13 protein-coding genes and 5 pseudogenes are annotated in these 18,378 nt (G+C 48.1%); 9 read left to right on the top strand and 9 right to left on the bottom strand.

The genetic code is table 11. From position 1 onward, the window contains the following. The first annotated feature begins 361 nt into the window (after positions 1-361). Positions 362-1,231 carry an ATP-grasp fold amidoligase family protein gene (locus O3W44_RS24320; RefSeq protein ID WP_269295200.1) on the top strand — a complete coding sequence of 290 codons (870 nt, stop codon included), beginning with the start codon at positions 362-364 and terminating at the stop codon, positions 1,229-1,231. Positions 1,232-1,939: 708 nt separating this feature from the next. On the opposite strand, the pseudogene O3W44_RS24315 reads toward O3W44_RS24320, so the two are convergent. The 3 genes and pseudogenes from O3W44_RS24315 to O3W44_RS24305 form a co-directional block, all read right to left on the bottom strand. Further along, positions 1,940-2,970 (bottom strand): annotated as a pseudogene (locus O3W44_RS24315) (methionine synthase). 26 nt (positions 2,971-2,996) lie between these two features. After that, positions 2,997-3,980: a DUF1852 domain-containing protein gene (locus O3W44_RS24310; protein ID WP_269295199.1), complete on the bottom strand. Its 984-nt coding sequence runs from the start codon at positions 3,978-3,980 to the stop codon at positions 2,997-2,999. Between the two features lie 650 nt (positions 3,981-4,630). Next, positions 4,631-6,608: pseudogene (locus O3W44_RS24305) on the bottom strand (alkyl/aryl-sulfatase). A gap of 427 nt (positions 6,609-7,035) precedes the next feature. Here O3W44_RS24305 and O3W44_RS24300 point away from each other — a divergent pair. From O3W44_RS24300 to O3W44_RS24290, 3 genes and pseudogenes are all read left to right on the top strand, one after another. After that, complete coding sequence (locus O3W44_RS24300; protein ID WP_331283478.1) at positions 7,036-7,899, top strand: LysR family transcriptional regulator; 864 nt, start codon at positions 7,036-7,038, stop codon at positions 7,897-7,899. A 124-nt stretch (positions 7,900-8,023) separates the two neighbouring features. Beyond that, complete coding sequence (locus tag O3W44_RS24295) at positions 8,024-8,791, top strand: enoyl-CoA hydratase/isomerase family protein (RefSeq protein ID WP_269295197.1); 768 nt, start codon at positions 8,024-8,026, stop codon at positions 8,789-8,791. An 84-nt stretch (positions 8,792-8,875) separates the two neighbouring features. After that, a pseudogene (locus O3W44_RS24290) lies at positions 8,876-9,022 on the top strand (IS30 family transposase); the annotation flags it as partial. A gap of 94 nt (positions 9,023-9,116) precedes the next feature. On the opposite strand, the gene O3W44_RS24285 reads toward O3W44_RS24290, so the two are convergent. Both O3W44_RS24285 and O3W44_RS24280 read right to left on the bottom strand, forming a co-directional pair. Then, a complete protein-coding gene (locus O3W44_RS24285) occupies positions 9,117-9,914 on the bottom strand; it encodes a hypothetical protein (RefSeq protein WP_269295196.1) in 798 nt (265 codons plus the stop codon). 478 nt (positions 9,915-10,392) lie between these two features. Then, on the bottom strand, positions 10,393-10,974 hold the full coding sequence (locus tag O3W44_RS24280; protein WP_269295195.1) for a DUF4142 domain-containing protein: 582 nt from the start codon (positions 10,972-10,974) through the stop codon (positions 10,393-10,395). Between the two features lie 170 nt (positions 10,975-11,144). On the opposite strand from O3W44_RS24280, the pseudogene O3W44_RS25265 reads away from it, so the two are divergent. Beyond that, a pseudogene (locus tag O3W44_RS25265) lies at positions 11,145-11,587 on the top strand (LysR family transcriptional regulator); the annotation flags it as partial. 70 nt (positions 11,588-11,657) lie between these two features. On the opposite strand, the gene O3W44_RS24270 reads toward O3W44_RS25265, so the two are convergent. Further along, complete coding sequence (locus tag O3W44_RS24270; RefSeq protein ID WP_269295194.1) at positions 11,658-12,521, bottom strand: alpha/beta fold hydrolase; 864 nt, start codon at positions 12,519-12,521, stop codon at positions 11,658-11,660. A gap of 454 nt (positions 12,522-12,975) precedes the next feature. Between O3W44_RS24270 and O3W44_RS24265 the strand changes: the two genes are divergently transcribed. From O3W44_RS24265 to O3W44_RS24250, 4 genes are all read left to right on the top strand, one after another. Further along, positions 12,976-14,043 (top strand): mechanosensitive ion channel family protein, encoded by a 1,068-nt coding sequence (locus O3W44_RS24265; RefSeq protein ID WP_269295193.1) that lies wholly within the window; start codon positions 12,976-12,978, stop codon positions 14,041-14,043. A gap of 297 nt (positions 14,044-14,340) precedes the next feature. Next, a complete protein-coding gene (locus O3W44_RS24260) occupies positions 14,341-14,664 on the top strand; it encodes an antibiotic biosynthesis monooxygenase family protein (protein WP_269295192.1) in 324 nt (107 codons plus the stop codon). Then, positions 14,657-15,049, top strand: a complete 393-nt coding sequence (locus O3W44_RS24255) for an amino acid-binding protein (RefSeq protein ID WP_269295191.1) — start codon at positions 14,657-14,659, stop codon at positions 15,047-15,049. The genes O3W44_RS24260 and O3W44_RS24255 overlap by 8 nt, the downstream gene beginning before the upstream one ends. Further along, a complete protein-coding gene (locus tag O3W44_RS24250; RefSeq protein ID WP_269295190.1) occupies positions 15,046-15,756 on the top strand; it encodes an ArsR/SmtB family transcription factor in 711 nt (236 codons plus the stop codon). Before O3W44_RS24255 ends, O3W44_RS24250 begins: the two co-directional genes overlap by 4 nt. A 286-nt stretch (positions 15,757-16,042) precedes the next feature. Here O3W44_RS24250 and O3W44_RS24245 read toward each other — a convergent pair whose 3' ends face one another. The 3 genes and pseudogenes from O3W44_RS24245 to O3W44_RS24235 form a co-directional block, all read right to left on the bottom strand. Next, positions 16,043-16,333 carry a Bor family protein gene (locus tag O3W44_RS24245; protein ID WP_009089453.1) on the bottom strand — a complete coding sequence of 97 codons (291 nt, stop codon included), beginning with the start codon at positions 16,331-16,333 and terminating at the stop codon, positions 16,043-16,045. A 201-nt stretch (positions 16,334-16,534) separates the two neighbouring features. After that, positions 16,535-16,669 (bottom strand): annotated as a pseudogene (locus tag O3W44_RS24240) (molecular chaperone DnaJ); the annotation flags it as partial. Positions 16,670-16,792: 123 nt separating this feature from the next. Then, positions 16,793-18,367 carry a sensor domain-containing diguanylate cyclase gene (locus tag O3W44_RS24235; protein WP_331283477.1) on the bottom strand — a complete coding sequence of 525 codons (1,575 nt, stop codon included), beginning with the start codon at positions 18,365-18,367 and terminating at the stop codon, positions 16,793-16,795. Between the last annotated feature and the right edge of the window lie 11 nt (positions 18,368-18,378).

Here is an 18,378-nt window from a genome sequence, read left to right as displayed (position 1 = left end):
TAAGTGGATTTTATATTTTTGGTGATTTTTTTATACGCTTACTTTATGGCGATAATTATATGGATTCAGTCAATATTATTCCCATAATAATTATTGGCACAATGTTCTCATCGTTAGGAACGATTTGTTATAGATATATAATAAAAGAATCCGGGTACAGCTACCTGGCTAAAAAAATGTTTTTATGCTGTATATTAACAATACCATTATCCTGGATAATGATTCGCGAATTCGGAATTAATGGCGCTGCATATTGTTTTTTGATTGTTGAGATTTTATCTTGCACTTTACTCAATTATTTCTTTAGAAATAAAACAATCATTAAAATGCACCTTAGCATTTTCAAACCGAGATAATTTAAATGAATATGATAAAACACACAGTTAAATCAGCCCTAAAATTCAGTGCTAACATTTCTCCTAAGTTTTGTGCTCAGGCGCATTACTTTATTAAGTTCAAGAAAAAGCTAAACTTAAGTAACCCCACCAATTTCAATGAAAAAATTCAGTGGCTTAAGTTCAATGAATTAAATAATGACATTTACACGTTATGTGCTGATAAATATAAGGTGAGAGAATATGTTTCATCTAAAGGGTGTGGTGAAATCCTTAATGACCTGTATGGCGTGTACGATAGTCCACAAAGCATTGACTATAGGGTGCTTCCAGAAAAGTTTGCACTTAAATGCAACCATGGTGCAGGTTATAACATAATTTGTGATAATAAATCATCAATAGACATTGAAAAAACAAACAAACAATTAGATAAGTGGCTAAAGCAGGATTTCTCCACCCTTTTCATTGAACCGCAGTATAAAAAAATAGAAAGAAAAATTTTATGTGAAAAATACATTGAAAATGAACGTGGTGGTTTTCCTGACGACTATAAGTTTTACTGTTTCAATGGAAAGCCTTACGCAGTAATGGTTTGCATTGGGCGAGAAAAAGGAACACCTAAATTCTATTATTTTGATATGAACTGGAACCCTCTTCCTTTCGAGGACACCATTGAATTAATAAATAAAAAGAATTACCCAAAAATGCCTGATGGCTTTAATAAAATGAAAGATTACGCGATGAAATTAGCTTCTGATTTTAAATTTGTCCGGGCTGATTTCTACCTCCTGAATAAGAAAGTTATTTTCGGCGAGCTGACCTTTACTCCTTCAGCGGGACTGGATGTAACGTTACAGGATGCAGATTTCATTTTAGGAAGCCAGCTAAAACTCTAGTTCTAAACCTGATAGCCAGCCTTACTCCTGGGCCAGAAAGCACTCCTACGGGTTATTGCGCCAGAACACAAGGAATGCAGGTAAAAAGAAGCGATGGGTGATATGACTAACCTGTCGACATATCCATCATTGCTGATGGATATGTGACGATGGCGGTCAGGTTGATAGCCGCAAGTTGACAATGCATCCACATGCCGCCTAAGTTGTGTAAATCAAAAGGCTGGGCCAGCTCAAAAATGGTGTGGTAGCGGGATTCTCATCCCCCTGCCACGCCATTTTTTAAACGTCTTTGGTAAATGATGTTCAGGAAAATTTACGCAGAAAACACCACACAGAACAGATCAAGAGTGGCTACGGGTAATGACAAAATTAATAAACTGAATGATGGTCAGGTATTCTTGCTTAGCTGTGTTTCTGTTTTTACAGTTTGTCAAACGCCTTCCAATACACGAGCAAAACGCACGAGCCGCATGCTTTGAATCAGATTAACGACCAACAGGCATGATGAAAATATATTGCAGCGCAAAGCTATTCAATCTTATGTATTCACCCGGCGACGGCATTTTCCAGGGTTTTTTATAACGCTTACTCAATGATTACTATTCTGAGCGACATCACTCAGTCCGGTGGGGGGTTAAGCGAGCGGGTAATTAATCAGATCGCTTAATCCGGACTGAGTTTCCTTTAATGATCGAATTTTTGGCGACGTTATTTCGCCAGGAGTTCTCTTCGGACGATCTCTGCGCCAGCACTCAGAGCATTCAGTTTGCCCCTGGCTACCCGACGAGACAGCGGTGTCATGCCACAGTTGGTGCAAGGATAGAGTTTGTCGGCGTCTACAAACTGAAGTGCTTTTCGAAGAGTATCGGCGACTTCTTCTGGTGTCTCGATGGTATTGGTTGCTACGTCGATAGCCCCAACCATTACCTTTTTACCTCGAATAAGTTCAATGAGATCCATTGGAACACGCGAGTTTTGACATTCCAGCGAAATTATATCGATATTAGATTTCTGCAGCTTAGGAAAAATCTCTTCATATTGTCTCCACTCTGAACCCAGCGTCTTTTTCCAGTCTGTGTTGGCTTTGATGCCATAACCGTAGCAAATATGCACAGCCGTTTCACATTTAAGCCCTTCAATGGCTCTTTCTAAAGCGGCAATCCCCCAGTCGTTCACCTCATCAAAAAAACATTAAATGCGGGTTCATCAAACTGGATAATATCGACACCAGCAGCCTCTAATTCTTTGGCTTCCTGATTGAGAATTTTAGCAAACTCCCAGGCGAGTTTTTCACGACTTTTATAATGGCTGTCATAAAGCGTATCGATCATCGTCATGGGTCCTGGTAATGCCCACTTAATCGGTTGCTTAGTTTGCTGACGTAAAAACGTTGCATCTGCAACAAAAACGGGTTTTTGCCGGGTCACTTCACCCACGACTGTCGGTACACTTGCATCATAGCGATTACGAATCCTGACGATTTCACGTTTCTCAAAATCAACGCCGCTGAGGTGCTCAATAAACGTTGTGACAAAATGCTGACGCGTTTGCTCGCCATCACTGACAATATCAATACCTGCCTGCTGTTGAGCTTCCAGACACAAACGCAGAGCATCTTGTTTGCCCTCGACTAATTCCTCACCTTGCAATTTCCAGGGTGACCAAAGTGTTTCAGGTTGTGCAAGCCAGGCGGGTTTGGGTAAGCTGCCCGCAGTCGAAGTAGGTAATAACTTTTTCATAACAGATGACCTTGTGTTTCGGTTAATCAAAGAACGGAATTAGCAGACCATTGCTCGAGAGCTGTTTGATAGGGCTTAATAAAGTGCTCTTCGGTAAACTTTCCCTGCTCAATAGCCAGCTGGCTACGTTCTTCCCGATCATAAATAATTTGAGTTAAAGAATAATCCCGATGTTTCAGGTTTGGCTGATAATATTTCCCCGCTGAAGAATTAGCATTGTAAATCTCTGGCCGGTAAATTTTTTGAAAAGTCTCCATCGTGCTGATGGTACTGATAAGCTCAAGATGAGTGTAATCACTGAGTAAATCACCCTGAAAATAAAAAGCCAAAGGAGCCACACTGCCTGTCGGCATAAAGTAGCGAGCCTGCAACCCCATTTTTGCGAAATAGTGATCGGTCAGAGAAGATTCATCCTGCTGATATTCGATACCTAATACAGGATGCTCATTACCGGTACGATAGTAGGTGTTTTTACTTGAAACACTCAGGCATATAACAGGGGGCTTACCGAAATTAGCATTGTAAACATCAGAGTTGATGAAGATCTTAAATATATTTCCATGCAGATCACCAAAATTATCTGGCAGGGTAAAATTGGTTTGATTCTTATTATGCTCTGGCAGCAGGACGCTGAAATCATAATCTCGCACGTAAGAGGAAAAGTTATTTCCTGCAATACCTTCTGTGCGCTGATTATTTTTTATATCGAGGATATTCGTCTTCAGTATTTCAATCACGGGAAAAGTGCCGCCCTTGCCTGCAATATCAATATTCAGTTCAGCGGAGATAATCTCAAGTTCAACAGAATAGCGATCGCCTTTGGGGTTATCCCAGTGCGCAAGAGAATTAAAACGATTGTCAATCATCACTAAGGCATTGCGCAGGTTCTCCTGACGTTTCTCACCTCGGGCCAGATTAGCGAAGTTAGTTGTAATGCGCGTATTTCCTGAGGGATTATAATTTTCGTCGAAACGAATGCTCTTAATGGTAAATGTGAAATTTTTATTCATTTTAATCTGGTACCCTAATTTCTGATACGAACCTGAATTTATTGCTTGTTTTCATGCTTTCTCATTCAGTCGTCTGTATGTTAAATAATTAATAACAGTGCATATTTTATGCCTGAGTCGCTGGTTGAGGAAAAGTGATTTAATTTCATTCAACATGAGTCATATTCATGATTACAAGTGTGCACAGGCGCACCCTTGTTGCAAAAGCCCCTTTGCCGCAGGTTTCGCAGCGTCAATTCCTCAGGGATTGCAGGGCGGTAAGCGTCTTCAGCAGGCGCCTGAATACGCCACTCAGATCGATGTTGTGCAGATCAAATGACGCACCACAGGGATCATAGCTGCTGACCCACTGGTCTTGATGATCAAAGGAAAGCAGCAGCACTCCCAGCGGCGGGATCAGGCCCCCTCTCCCCCTTTTTTTGTGGCCAGGATTTTTATCTCTTTTAAATCAGATACATAGGTCATCTTTTCGCTGTTATCATTTTTTTGCGGGGACTGAGCAACTCACTGGCGAGCATTAACCGACCCGAATGTGAACGGATAATTATCTGGATGCGAATACGTTGACAGAGACAGAGAGAAGGTTGTCAGAGGCGAGCCACTTCCGGCGGTATAAAGCCCTGCAGCGCAACAACTGCAGGGCAAAGGGATTAAGGCGTGACGATGTTGAACCAGAACTCAAACTTGTCCATGTAACTGAGCAGCTCATTCAGCTTTTCACCGTTACCGGTTATCTTCACATCGCCCCGCTCCTGCGCCTGTTTAAGCGTCTCTTCCTTCAGCATGATTTTATTGAGCGCCTCACGCGACAGCGTGATGGTGGCATCCGCATTCTCTGCTTCAGCACTGGCCGTATGATTGAGCACACCGTTCTCCAGCTCAAGTTTGTACTTGCCGCCATCTTCGCCAAAATCGACGTTCAGCACCGCTTTAGCACTGGCGGCTTTTTCCCCGTTGATATGCACCGCCAGATAGTCGAAGAACATCTCCGGCGTCATGGCCCGAACAGTATCCGGGCTGGCGGTGTTCGGCGTTGGCAGTTGCTTCACGCCACTTCTCAGCTCCTGCGCGCCGGTGAGATAGAAGTTGCGCCAGGGGCCTGACTCAGCCTGATAGCCCAGTTGTTCCAGCGCGTCGGCTTCCAGTTCACGCGCAGCCTTGTTATCCGGCTCGGCGAAGACCACCTTGCTGACAACCTGAGCCACCCAGCGGAAGTTGCCTTTGTCATAATCCACTTTTGCCTTTTGCAGAATGCTGTCAGCACCGCCCATGTACTCGACAAACTTTTTCGCCCCTTCTTCCGGCGGCAATTCATCGAGCGTCGCCGGATTGCCGTCAAACCAGCCCAGATAGAGTACATAGGTGGCCTTCACGTCATGACTGACCGAACCGTAATAGCCCCGGTTCGCCCAGGTGTTAGCCAGCGAGGGCGGTAGCTTAAACTGCGCGGCAATTTCATCGCGGGTATAACCTTCGTTAGCCAGCCGCAGCGTCTGGTCATTGATATAACGATAAAGATCGCGCTGGCTTTTCATCAGCGTGTTTACGTTGTCGTTGCCCCAGGTAGGCCAGTGATGCTGCGCCATCAGGACCTCCGCTTTATCGCCCCAGAGGGTAATGGCATCGTTAATGTATTTCGACCATGGCAGCGGCTCGCGGATCTTGGCACCGCGCAGGGAATAGGTGTTGTGCAGCGTATGGGTCACATCCTCGGCGGTCTGGATGGTTTTCTTCTCTTCGATATACCACAGCATTTCTGCTGGTGCTTCTGAGCCGGGTGCCATCATGAAATCGTAGGTGAGACCATCAATGGTTCGCTTTTCCCCGGTTTTGGTAATGTAATCCGTCGGCGCAATCAGCGTCACCGTACCGGCAGACGTGGTGGTTCCGAGACCGGCACCAACCTGACCTTTAGCATCGGCTTCCAGCAGGTTGCCGTACATATAACTGGCGCGGCGGCTCATGGACATTACCTGCCATGATATTTTCAGCTACCGCCGACTCCATAAACCCGGCTGGCGCATAAACTTTTGTTTTACCTGCTTTCACGTCGGCCTCGCTCACCACGCCGCGCACACCACCGTAATGGTCAACGTGACTGTGCGTGTAAATCACGGCGATAACCGGTTTCTGTCCCCGGTTCTTGTAATAGAGTTCCATGCCTACTTTCGCCGTTTCTGCTGAAACCAGGGGATCAACCACGGTAACGCCCTTTTCTCCTTCAATGATGGTCATATTGGAAAGGTCAAGATTGCGTATCTGATAGATGCCATCAGTCACCTGAAACAGGCCGCTGATATTAATCAGCTGAGACTGCCGCCAGAGGCTTGGGTTGACGGTATCAGGCGCTTTTTCGCCCTCTTTAATAAACGCATATTTTTTCGGGTCCCAGACTACGTTTCCGCCTTCACCTTTGATCACCGCATCAGGCAGTGCGGCGATAAAGCCTTTGTGCGCGTCAGTGAAATCCGTTTTGTTGTCAAAGGGCAGTTGCTGATACAGCGCGTCGTTGGCCTGTTTTGTCGCCGGGGCTGCATCCTTCTGGCTAACATCTGCATAAACGTGAACGGGGAGCGTGGTGAGAAGCCCGCACAGAGCGAAGCCATAGACAAGTGGTTTGAGTTTCATTGTTTCCACTTGGGCATTCTGTGGATGAATTATCGGATGAAGCTAAGAGGCCTGGCAGTTCTTTCCCGGATAGCTGACAGGTTTATGGTGAAATGGATAATTTCATTTACATTTCGATATAACTTTAGAGGAAAAACTTACTCTTGCCAGTTTGGCTTAAGTCACTTGCGAAACAGTCAGCATATTTTTTTAATAAGGTCGGATTTAAAAAATTAAGTCATTGACTGAACAGAAAAAAATGCTTCTTTAAAAATCAATATTAACTTCAGACATTATTGTTTATAGACACATCTTTGCCTGTTAAGAGGGTTATCAGGCACGCCTGACTTGCTGAACACAATATGGGCTGACATGCATCAGGAATGGCAGATATGCTGTGGAGATAACTTCAGTTCCTGAGAGGAATAATATGGATCGCTTTCACTCAATGGCAACATTTATACGCGTTGTGGAGACGGGATCTTTTTCTGCTGCTGCAAGGCAGCTTAATGTTGGTCAACCGGCGGTATCTAAAATCGTTGCTCAGCTGGAATCCCGGTTACAAACCCGTTTACTGACCCGTTCGACCCACGGATTAATGCCAACCGAGGCAGGACAACGATTTTATGAACGGGCGCGAGTCGCATTGCAGGAAGCCGACGAGGCGGAACTGGCTGCCAGAGGTGCAGGCAAAGGGCTGTCTGGAAAATTACGCATTTCAGCCGCAACAACCTTCGCCAGGTTGCATATTATTCCCCAACTCCCTCGGTTTCTTGAGGAGCACCCGGAACTGAATGTCGATGTCATTCTGGATGATCGTGTGATCGACCTGATTGCGGAAGGCATAGATATATCGTTACGCATGGGAAATTTACCCGACTCTTCTGCCGTGGCGCGCAAGCTGGCGACGAGTCCTCGCTCGGTGATCGCCACACCGGGTTATCTCACCCAAAAAGGGGAGCCGCAAACCCCGGCCGAGCTGGCAGAGCATGAGGCGATCCTTTATAACCCGCAGCCCAGTCTCTGGTCGTTCACCCGCCATGGTACGGTTATTTCCATCTCAGTCAGCGGACGCCTTCGTGTCAGCGCCGCCGAAGGACAACGCGCTGCGGTCCTCAGCCATATGGGCTTGTGTATTGCTTCCGACTGGATGTTTGCAGATGAACTTGAAAAAGGCGCAGTCAGAAAGGTGCTGACTGCATGGGAATTGCCTTCTGTTGATCTCTGGGCCGTTTTCCCTAATGGCAGACTGGCGAGCGCCAAGGCGCGACAATTCGCCGGATTTGTTGAGGCCATCATGGCTGGAAAGTAACATCGCTCTATTCCTCCCTGGAATAACTGTTATCTGATTTAGAAGCGATCCCATTTCATTTGGAATGAAATAAGGTTGTTTCACGCCCAGCTACTCCGGACGGGAAACAACAAGGACCGCCATCATGTCAATGTTTGAAACCTATCGTAATGCCTTTTTCAACGCTCGCCTGACCCGCAAACCGAATGGTGTGCTGGAAGTTAAATTCCATACCGCCGGTGAAAAACTGATCTTTGATGGACACACGCATGAACAGTTTGTTGCCTTGTTTCATGCCATTGGTGAAGACCGTGAAAACCGCGCAGTGATCCTGACCGGATCGGGCGATGCCTTTATGGACGCCATCAGCCCGGAAGGATTTGATTTCTTCAGCCCGTTAGGTTTCGACAAAATCCTGCGCGAAGGCAGAAAGGTACTCAGCAACATTCTGGACATCGAAGTTCCGATGATTACCGCCCTGAACGGCCCGGTATTGCTTCACAGCGAATATGCCTTGCTGACCGATATTATACTGGCCACGCCAGAAACGGTTTTCCAGGACAAACCGCATTTCGAATTCGGTATTGTGCCCGGCGATGGCGTACACATTTTGTGGCCAGAGGTTATCGGCTCGATCCGTGGCCGCTACTTCCTGCTTACCCGCCAGGTGCTTGATGCAGAAACGGCAAAAGACTGGGGCGTGGTTAACGAAATTGTTCCCGCCGGTAAGCTGCTTGCCCGCGCTCATGAACTTGCCGACGGTATTGCTGCACTTCCGCCACTGACCTCGCGCTATTCTCGTATTGCGCTGACTCAGCGCCTGAAACGCCTGATTGAAGAAGGGACGGGTTTCGGCCTTGCGCTGGAAGGGATAAGCGCCGCTCAGGTTGCCCATAGCATGAACCAGCCGTGAGCCATCCGGCCTCTGTTTCAGATTTCTGAATCACTGAATTTATTATTGCGGTGAGAAGGCGTTCCCGTAGGGAGCTCCGGACCATATTTTCCTAAAGGAACTGACTTATCGGTTCACAGCCAGCAACGACTAAACAGTGTTGCCAGACAGCTCAACGAGAGGCCAGAAAAAATGCTGGATTATGAATCATCCGCGGAGCGGTTTAATCAGTGTGTTGCATCCATCGGTTGAAATCACAGCCAAAAGCGGGCGTTGACGGCATCTGAGTTGGTCATATACAGAAAGCAGGTCACTTCAGGTAAGATGAACAGATGGGACTTAAACGCTAGTTTTCAGATCTGACAATCTTTTTTGTTATTTTACCACTCAATACTAAATCATCTTGCGTTGAAATGAGCCACAACTCCCTGATGTCATCTTCCCAAAGCGTTTCATTACGAAAGCGGTCTAGGATAGTAGAAAGTTCCTGCGTTTCATGCCGGTCAAGATGGTCTGTCAGATTAAAATATCCAACAAGAAAGAACTTCGTTTGCTTAAGCCCAAGCAGTGACTGTATCTCCCCGAAGATGTGCCCCGCACCGTTCGCTTCGGGATATACTTTTAAATACAGTCTTCCCGTGTTAACCGGCCCAATGAAAATTCCGCCAAGCCTGTATTTCTTACAGGGAGGAGTATTTAAAAATGACTGAAGGGCTTTCGTGACATGCTCCGTGCAATCATGACGCAACCCGCTACTTATAGTTGCATGTAGCAGATTTTTCCGCTTATCCAGTAGATCCCAGGCTATCTTCCCGGAAAAAGATGCGTTGCGCAGTGCCTTTTCAAGCCCGATAAAAATAGCCGTCTCGCGCAAACGCTCATCGCTGACAGGCAACACAAGAGAATTGCGTTTAGTGGTATAAGTACCCAAAAAGTAGTCTTCATCAATGGCTATAACGTCAGGGTGTGACGGATTAACCAAAGGAAGGTGAGCGCGCCGGTAACTGGCATCCAGACAAATTTCGTCTCCGTCTGAGAAAGCCCGTTGAGCACTACCGTACCCCAGCATCTTATCGTCAGTAAAAATCATCACAATAATCTTTTTCTGCGGACTAAAAGCTAAAAACTGCGATGGCTTGCCCATTAACTGTTAAATGTAACAGTCAGTCAATCGAGCTTAAGCATCCCCGGAGATCCACGCTAGCAGGCATTTGTTACAGTCAAATTAGGGAATTATCTGTTGGTGTGATGACCTGTTCCCCGTTCATCAACACAAGTCGATGTTAATAATTACTTCATTTGTTGTGGGAACGATTGCGAACTTCCGCTCTTGGCACAGAGCAGACTTTACTCCAGTGTCGGTCCGCTCTGTGCCAAGAGCGGACCTTCGCAATATTTCGCCGTGCATCCTGTTGAACGAATGCTTCAGGTCAATTCTGACCGTCAACACGTAGAGTGAGTGTCAGCTTGTGACTGCACCTGGGCGAGCATCGATCGGCACATTTACAGTAAAGGTCGTCCCCCTTTCTTCAACGCTGCTAACAGGGACACTTCCGCCGTGACCTTCTGCTACACGTTGATCAGTCCAGGTTGCAGGACCAGATGCCCACCGAACAACCGGGTTACTGACCTGCTGGCATCGACATCTGCTGGGCGGATTTCAGGTGTTGCTCAACAACTGGCGTGTGCGCGTCGGCCAGAGCCTTCACATCCGGATCCTTGATATTCCTGGCGTCACTCTGCAGCTTCGATAGCACCATCTGGTGGTCCTTGGTGCCGGCGTTTTCCATATACATCTTGTCAAACGCGCCGCCGCTCTGCTTTTCCATATTGGCGGCCATAGCCTTGTGCTTAGCGTCCGGCTCGGTCGGCAGTGCCACGCCCTTTTGCTGGGCGACCGCTTGTACTTTGGTCAAAGCGGCGCCATGGTCTTCGACCATTCGCTGAGCGAATGCTTTGACTTCACTGCTTTGTGCCTTGCTCAGCGCGATCTTGGCGGCGGCGATTTCATTGATATTGGCCTGCGCCATGTCCTTCACCGCCTTTTCGTCGCCGGCGCTGAGCCTGGCGCTCGATCCGGTCTGGCCTGCGGCGCTATTCTGCGCGGCGCTTGTCGGCGTCTGGGCTTGCACGCCGAAGGTGCTGAACATAGCTGCTACTGCCGATACGGCTAGCAGCCTTTTCAATGTTTTACTCTTTTGCATTTTCTTCTCCTGATGGTCAGGCATAAGGCTGGTGTCAGGTAATTAACCGTGCACCGCCTCGTATGTAAATGACAACTGCAATGGTCAGTATAGTGGATCAACGATTAGCGACAGCCGGTTAAGTTAGGATCCTCAACGGAGGCGGCAGGAAATGACGGAAGCAAAAAGCGGATATTGTCCATCGCCGCCTGAGGCGAGTTTCATATGCTCTTTATGGAGTGCCGGAAACCGTACATGCCATGCAAAACGATCCGTCTTCAGTGGAGCTTATTCTCATGAATACAGCACAATCTCACTTTCCTGACGTAGCATGGCTGCTCGATCGATTTCCTCTGTCACGGCGAGTCTTCACAAGTCTTAGCCGGGCAGTTCAGGCGCAGCTGTGCCTGCGAGGTATGGGGGTTGCAGTGCTGCCGTGGCCACTTGCCGATGCCATATCTGGATTGCAGCGCATCCTGACGCCGCATCAACCGCCCTCCAGAGATACAGGGGCAGGCTACCATCATGATCTCCGGTACAGGGACACTTACAGGCAATGCTGGATATCACCGATACGCTGCTTTCGGCTTCCGTGCCGGCAACGCCTGGGAGCCAGAGGGGACCGTCAGGGTGATGCTGCTGATGTCAGCTCTGTGCCAGAAGCGGACATTATCGTTTCACTATAAGTATATATCTGTGCGATGCTAGCAGCGTTGCAACAGAAAACGCTGTAATTCAGCCGTGACTTCTTTTGGATTTTCCTCGGCCATATGGTGACCGCTGGCTATCGCCTTGCCCCGAACATCACGTGCCCAGATTTTCCAGATACCTAATACATCACCATATATATCTTCTAGATCATCATATTTTGACCATAAACAAAGCGTTGGGCACATAATCAGATTTCCTTTCTGGCGATCTTGTAGCTCATGTTCTTTATCAATGCTGAGACCGGCACGATAGTCTTCGAGCATCCCATGTACAATTTCCGGATCATGAATAGCTTTTCTGAACTCAAGGTACTCTTCATTTCCCATTGTTTCAGGCTGGCCTCCATACCACTTGTCAGGATCAGCGAGTATTGCCCGTTCCGGTTTTTCTGGCTGAGCAAAGAAGAACCAGTGATACCACTGCCGGGCAAACTTCTCATTACACCGGTTGAGGGCTTCAAGTATTGGAATGCAATCAAGCACGGCAAGCCGTGTGATTCGCTCTGGATAGTCAAGAGCGGCTCTGTAAGCTGTGTAACTCCCTCTGTCATGCCCAACAAGCGCAAATTGCTCAAAACCAAGCTGACTCATCAACTCAATACAATCTTTTGCTTTAGCTCTTTTAGAAGAACCAGCATGATCGCGCTGATCAGCCGGCTTTGACGATTGGCCAAACCCCCGTAAATCAGGGCATACAACGGTAAATGATTTGGCTAGCTCGGGAGCCACTTTTGACCAGGTTACATGAGTACGAGGGTGTCCATGCAATAACAGAACAGGTGGTCCATTACCCCCATAGCGCACATTGAGATCTGCTTCTGAAAGGATGACTCGTGTATGTGTAAATCCTTCAAACATATGCTGCCTCCCACGCCAGTAGTGTGGGGATAATTATAGGCTGCTGTTTAATCGGACACTTTGCTACATAAGGGGCCGAGCAGAATTGACCTCTCATAACAAGACTGGTAATGCAATGCAAGATGACATTGTGGACAAAATTTTAAAATGAATGTCCGCTTTTTGCTCATAGCGGACATTGGCTCGCATGTCAGTCCGCTTTGTGCCAGAAGCGAACTCTGACACCTTGAAACAGCAAACGCGGTGAACAGAAGAGAGCCTGCGCTTATCGTCCGCAGGAGGCGTTTACTCAACATTGCCAGAGATTTTTACCCCTGAGGACGCCTGTTTATTAGATTTTTCATATACTCATGCATGTGATTCAGCTAATCCGCAGATAACCTGAAAGAGAAGGGTTACTGATTTTTGACTTGTCTGACAACGAAAGATTGTTGGCTTAACATAAGGGAAAGTAATGCCATTGCTATTTGGTGAATTATCTGGCCTTCCGTCATGGGTGCCTGCTGTATTGCTCGTCACTCTCTCGCTCGCACTGGGTTTTCTGGCGCGATTTACACTTTTAAGATTCATCCGCTACTGGCAAAATCGTGACAGAAAGCTTTTCAAATCACTTGAAAAACACCTTCGTGGATCAATGTTTCTTTTTATTCCCTTACTGTTAATAAGTATAGGCGTTAATCATGTAAATATTGAACCAGAATCTCTTAATTTTATTATATCAACCACGCATGTCTTTATTATATTATCATTTTGCTCAGTTCTGATTCGATTAATTAATGTTGCTCAGGACATGCTATTTATACGCTATGACATTAATCTTTCGAATAATCTTCGTGCCCGCAAAATTCGCACGCAGATAATGTATGTTAAAAAAGTCGCTATCGTCATACTTGTGACGTTCTGTCTTTCTCTGATTTTACTCAGTTTCCCTGGCGTGCGAAAATTCGGTACAACAATACTGGCAGGTGCTGGCGTTGCCGGAATAATAATTGGCTTTGCCCTACAGAAGTCGCTTGTTAACTTGTTTGCCGGAATTCAGATAGCCTTTACACAACCGATAAAAATTGATGACGCTGTGGTCGTTGAAAAAGAATGGGGCTGGATTGAAGAGATAAACCTGACCTATGTTGTGGTGCGTCTCTGGGACCTGCGCCGACTGGTATTGCCCATTACTTACTTTACAGAAAATCCGTTCCAAAACTGGACACGTAATAATGCACAAATTTTAGGCTCTGTCTTCCTTTACCTTGATTACTCCATGCCATTAGAACCTCTCCGCAAGCACTTTGAAAAAGTACTCAGTGAAACAAAACTCTGGGATCAGCAAACTCAGGTGCTTCAGGTTACCGACACGAATGACAAAACTATGACGATCAGGATGTTGATGACGGCGCAGAATTCCCCTACCGCCTGGGATTTACGCTGTCACGTGCGGGAAAAAATGATTGAGTTTATCCAGCAAAATTATCCGCAGAGTCTTCCTCATCTGAGGGCTACACTGACCGATTCCAGTGATTTATAGTCCGGGCGCTCAGTCACTGGGCGCACTCGTTTTTCAGGGCGGAACGTACAGAAGCTGTGCTTCCGCTCTTCGCTCATAGCGAACTTTGCCCTGCGCAAATGTCTGCTCTGTGCCATAAGCGGAAGTTGCCTATGAATCCAATCCTTCAGGCCGCCCCGCGTTTTCAGTCATGAGTTTCCTGTTCATCGCTTACCCATGTAGATGGTTTCACTAATGCAAATGCACACTTCGGCATCGGCCGAAGCAACATGCCTCCGTCATCATTAAACTTTCTGAAAATCATCGATGGAGTGGACCATGATTGCAGTACTTTTTGAGGCAGATGTTCTGCCAGAAGCTCAGGAAAGATATCTTCAGCTTGCTTCGGAGCTGAAGCCTCTTTTATCTCACACGCCCGGGTTTATTTCGATTGAGCGTTATCAGAGCCTGACTACACCAGGAAAGATTCTTTCTCTTTCCTGGTGGGAGGATGAGGAGTCTGTAGCCGGATGGAAGCAAAATGTGATGCATCAGGCCGCTCAGAAAGAAGGCAGGCAGTCTATTTTTTCATTCTACAGAATACGAGTAGCCAGCGTATTCCGTGATTACTCTTCTGATAAGGGAACAAATCAGCATGTATGACATTCACGTTATTCTGAAAAATAGCCCGGGTTCACTTGGTTTACTGGGTGGTGTACTGGGTGAAAACGGAGTGGGACTTGAAGGCGGTGGCGTATTTACAACACCTGAGGCAGGACATGCACACTTCCTGGTGGAAGACGGTGAAAAAGCTAGCAGGGTGCTGGCTGAGGCCGGTTTTGAAGTCTGCAACGTGTGTCGACCTCTGGTAAGAAAATTACCACAGGAACGACCCGGTGAACTGGGAGAAATAGCTGACACAATTGCCCGGAACGGAATCAACATTCTGGTACAGTACAGCGACCACAGCAACCGGCTCATTCTCATTACGGATGATGATATCAGGGCAGCTGAAGTCACCCAAAAATGGGCAATACCTTCTGAATGAACCCCTTTAGAACACAGTGCGACAATGAGCCGGATGATGTTCTTGAAACATCAATGGCAATGGTAGCTTCTGCTCTGTCTGACCCGTCAAGGGTCAGTATTCTATGCGCTCTGATGGACGGGCGCGCGTGGACTGCCACCGAACTCAGCGTAGTGGCTGACATAGCAGCCTCGACTGCCAGCGGGCATCTGAACCGGCTTCTCAGTAACGGTCTGGTCATTTGCCTGACGCAGGGGCGCCATCGGTATTACAGCCTTGCGGGCCATCATATCGCCGAACTGCTCGAGAACCTGATGGGCGTTTCCATGCGCACTCATAAGCATCCTGTCTCCAGTACGCCGGTCTCTCTTCGTTATGCACGCACCTGCTATGACCATCTGGCAGGCGAGCTAGCTGTCAATATTTATGAATTTTTGCTGCGGGAAAAATGGCTTGAAGCAGAGGGAACGAAGCTGACATCAGACGGAAAAATACATTTTGAGAAAATGGGCGTCATGCTTAATTCACGCACGCGCCGTAAGCCATGCTGCCCCTGTCTGGACTGGAGTGAGCGACGTTATCACCTTGGCGGTGACGCTGGCTCAGCCCTGTTTACGCTATTCCTGCAAAAAGAATGGGTAACGCGTATAGAGGGATATCGTGAAGTGAACGTGACCGATGCTGGGCGGATTGCAATCTATCGGCTGTTCAATCTGAAAATTACCTGATCTTGAGTCTTGTAACGATTGCTTTGATCAAGAGACTTAAGATGCTCTCGTTTTAAATACTCATTTAACGCAAAAGGTCCGTTTTTCGCTCAAAGCGCACTGACATGCCTCAACAGCTTACCACTGCTTTTACCAGGCTGGACGACGTTGCCTGAACTCGTTTCGAGTAACGTCGTCAGCAGGCAAGCCGCGCAGCAGTACGACAGCAGAATTTAATGGTTAAAATATACTAATGCGATTTAATAACAGGCGCAGGATTAGGCCGGCGAACCGGCCTGAGGCACTATCAGATGGCGCAATAAACGCGCGCTTCACGTGGCGTGTAGATACCAAACGTCACCACGCTCAGTAAGCCATTAACAAACGTCTGCTGCACTTCAACCCGACTGACTTTTTCCTGGCCGCCGCACACCTGCGCCGCATCAATGCTCTTACGCTGACCGATACCTGAAACAAAGAACGGCTGGCTGGTGGTTTTCGTCGCCGCGCCAACTTGATTCTGTTTCATTACGAAAGTCTGCTGCGCACAGCCGGTTAAACTCAGAGCCAACAACGCCGCAACACAAAGCTTGTTCATAAATATCCTTATCGCCTGAAATGAAAAAATAAATGCTGAGTGAAATCATCACTCAGCCAGCAATCATGTTATCGACAACGAAAGCGGAAACATGAGAAAGATTTTTAAGTACGCCTGACGGATACGTTTTGCTGAATAGTACAGCATTAAAAAAAGCCCCTGCACAGCAGGGGCTTTGTATGTTTACCGCAGCGTTTCCGCTTAGCGAGTCAAATCGTAGAAGAACTTTTTGACGCCATCGAGAAAGCTTTTTGAATGCGGACTGTTCTTCTCACCCGCCGCACCACCAAAGCTCTATTCCAGCTCACGCAGCAGCAACTTATGCTTCTCGCTCATAGCGGACCCTGGCCTGCCGTTAGTCCGCTTTGTGCCAGAAGCGGACGTTGTCGTTTTAGGTCATTTTGATGAATGTGCTTTATGAAGTTAAGTAGCTCAGACAACCGATCGATGCTGTAGCTCTCAAATCCGATGCTGTTCTGGCTGACTGCTTCCAGTGACGGCGCGGTTCCTTCCGTTTCGCTTGGCACGATAAAGCGCGTTATCCGCCAGCTCTTTGAGCCCTGCCGCTTCACCGGCATCGCCTCTGGCGGTTATCGTCCCACAACCAGCGCTGATGGTCACCGCTCCGCCAGGAACAGACGTTGCTTTATGCGCCAGACCGGCGTCCGACACGGTCTGCACCGCCCGCTGCGCTACTTTCAGGGCGTCAGTCGGACCGGTGTTCGGAAGAATGATAGCGAATTCCTCTCCCCCGTAGCGGGCCACAATATCGTCGCTGCGATGGATATTGCTCTTTAGGGCAATACCTACGTTTCTCAGGCACTGGTCCCCCGTCACATGCCCGTACGTATCGTTGTAACGCTTGAAGTAGTCAATATCCACCATAATCAGCGACAGCGGTTCGCCTGTCTTCGCTGATCGCTCCAGATTTTTCTCTAGCAGCGCGTCAAACTGCCTGCGGTTGGCAAGCCCCGTCAGGCCGTCTACCAGCGCCAGCGACTGAAGCGTATGGTTAATGCTGGTCAGCTCATCCCTGACCAGCGTCAGCTCCAGCTGATTTTTAACATTGACCCTTACCTGCCTCAGCATAAAGAAGCCCATCCCGGTAATGATAAACAACAGTGCGATGTTGAGCGCCAGGTCCACCAGGTTTTCAGATATCCACTCTGCGCGCGCCGCGTCCCGGTCATAGCCGGCCGTCACAATCAGCGGGTAGCGTTCAAGTCGGGCGTAGCCAAACACACGCTCTACACCGTCAAGCGCCGAGCGCCACGTTGCGCTGCCGCTGTCCGAGGCTTTAAGCGCCGTTTTGAACAGCGGGCTGGCAGAAAGGCTGCGATTGATAAATGACTCAGGCAGGGGGCGAATATACAGCACGGATGTGTCGGCAAGGATAAGTGCCAGCACGTCCTTTTCGCCCAGACTGTAGTAGCTGTAAAACTGCCTGAAATAGTCCACCTTCACAGTCGCAAGCGCTACGCCGGCAAAGTTGCCGGTTGCATCGTTCAGCCGGACTGATACCGGTATGACCAGGTCACCCGTCGAGCGGCTACGTATCACGCGGCTGATAAGAATGCCTGAATCGTCATGCGTGCGGTGCCAGATAAAATAGTCCCGGTCCGCGTTGCTGGCCTTTGCCGGCACATAGCTGCCCGAGGTCGCGACCCAGTTACCCCGGCTGTCATAGATAAACAGGCCGTGCAGCTGGGGAAGCTTTCCCTGCTGCGCACGGATTTGTGTTTTAAATGCTGACGTGGCGGCATACTCTGGCCCGTGCTGCATAAGCTGCCTGACTGCATCGGCGAGAGTGATGTCCACCTGCAGGAATGCATCTTCCGCCTGCCTGGCCAGCGACACAGAAAGGTTACGGGCTTCGTTCTCCCGCTGCGCCAGTTTGAGCTGCCAGTCATGCCAGAGTGACCAGGCGTTGATGCCCGCGACCGTCAATGCGATGACAAGCATAAATACCGCCAGGCTCCGGCCCAGCGATGTCCGCATAAGCGGTGAAGACAGGGTGTCTGATGTTTTTTTCAAGAAACCGCCGT

Origin of the sequence: Pantoea sp. LMR881 (genome assembly GCF_027157825.1) — a bacterium.
GTDB classification, from domain to species: Bacteria; Pseudomonadota; Gammaproteobacteria; order Enterobacterales; family Enterobacteriaceae; genus Pantoea; species Pantoea haifensis.
Note: the sequence above shows the minus strand (reverse complement) of the source record. Positions and strands in the feature narration are given on the sequence as shown.